Consider the following 1,585-nt stretch of genomic DNA (forward strand, 5'->3'; position numbering starts at 1 on the left):
CGGGAGTCGGGAGTCGGGAGTCGGGAGTCGGGAGTCGGGAGTTGTGGGAAGTGTGGGAAGTGTGGGAAGTGTGGGAAGTGTGGGAAGTGTGGGAAGTGTGGGGAGATGGGGAAAGTGATTAATCGTAGGTGGGCAGTGCCTACTAACTCTATGGCCAACTTGCTGAATCGGTCTGAGCCACTGGTTACCCTACATCTTGATCGGAAGTTCCCGATTCCCGATTCCCGATTCCCGTTCCCGTCCTGGAAGGGGTTAGGGGTGGGTTCCAATTCCCGATTCCCGATTCCCGATTCCCGATTCCCGATTCCCGACTCCCGATTCCCGACTCCCGACTCCCTACTCCCTACTCCCTACTCCCTACTCCCGATTCCCGATTACTCTTGCGTCAAACGGGTCATAACCTTATTGGACCGTTCCACAAACGCCTTCATGCCTTCCGCATCAAAGCCTTTCTGGGCCATCAGTGCCAGGTCATAGACATGCTGACAAATCATGGTAGCCAATTCCGCTGAGGGAGACTGACCGCCACTATGAATAATACTGCCTTGACTGAGGTTGACTAGATTCTGAATCAGTGGGTGGGTGGTATTGACTACCAAAATATGTTCCTCTGGGAACTGTACCGACTCCTGCTGCATCATGGCAGTCATTTCCTGTAGACGGCGCATGGCTTCTGGTAACAATACCATGGCAGGTGGGGTGCCTTGGGGGTCATCAGACTTGAGGGCTTGAGTCCGGACATTGACCTTAGGCTTATTAATCGCTTGCTCGAACAGTTCCTTAATCAGGTCAGAACGGGTTTTGTTGGTCTTGGGATCAACAATCTCTTTTTCCTGCTCCTGATCAACAAGGGTATCATCCAAGTCTGAATCCACCCGAGAGAACTTAGCCTCTGTATATTCCCGTTCCAAGAAGCTAATGTAGTGGTTGTCGATAAAGGAGTCCATAAATAGGACTTCTAACCCTTGATTTTTGTGCAGTTCCACATAAGTGGCTTGGCTAGCCTCATCAGTGCAATAGAATACCCGATTTTCGTGATTTTCTTTATTGCGCTCTAGATACTCTTTGATGGTGGTGTAGGGTTGAGAAGAAGAAGACTTGTCCTGTTCTGTGCCCCCATCCGGAGTGACATCCTCCCAAGCATCCCCCTCTTGGGATTGCACTTCTACCTTAGGGGTGTCAGTAGGGGTGTCAGTGGTTGGAGCTTCGGAACTTTCCACCGGTTGATAGGTGGTGCGGAAGATTACAATATCTTCTACTTGTTTCTTAAACTTATCGCTATTGATGCAGCCAAACTTAACGAATGTACCCACATCTTGCCAAGCACGGATGTACTGATCTCGCTCATCCTGGTACTGTTGCTTTAAGCGATCGCCAACTTTCTTAGCAATAAAGTCACCAATCCGAGCCACTGTCCGGTCCTTGGTAAGAGCAGAACGGGAGACATTCAGGGGAATATCAGGACTATCAATCACCCCTCGCAGTGGCATCAGGAAGTTAGGAATAACTTCCTCACAGTTGTCACTGACAAACACTTGATTACAGAAAAGCTTGATTTGCCCCTTAGTCACATCCACGTCTGGCT

The 1,585-nt window shown here is 49.7% G+C and carries 1 protein-coding gene and 1 pseudogene; one reads left to right on the forward strand and one right to left on the reverse strand.

Annotated features, from left to right (window positions below):
• Positions 1-105: 105 nt before the first annotated feature.
• Positions 106-477 (forward strand): hypothetical protein, encoded by a 372-nt coding sequence (locus F6K49_RS47495; RefSeq protein WP_293109509.1) that lies wholly within the window; start codon positions 106-108, stop codon positions 475-477.
• Here F6K49_RS47495 and F6K49_RS47500 read toward each other — a convergent pair.
• Positions 375-1,585: pseudogene (locus F6K49_RS47500) on the reverse strand (molecular chaperone HtpG); the annotation flags it as partial. The gene F6K49_RS47495 and the pseudogene F6K49_RS47500 overlap by 103 nt on opposite strands.

This window comes from Moorena sp. SIO3I6, from assembly GCF_010672095.1.

Excerpts from the sequence above, each read along its gene's own strand:
- F6K49_RS47495 (WP_293109509.1), top strand. The coding sequence starts at position 106 with ATGGGGAAAGTGATTAATCGTAGGTGGGCAGTGCCTACTAACTCTATG.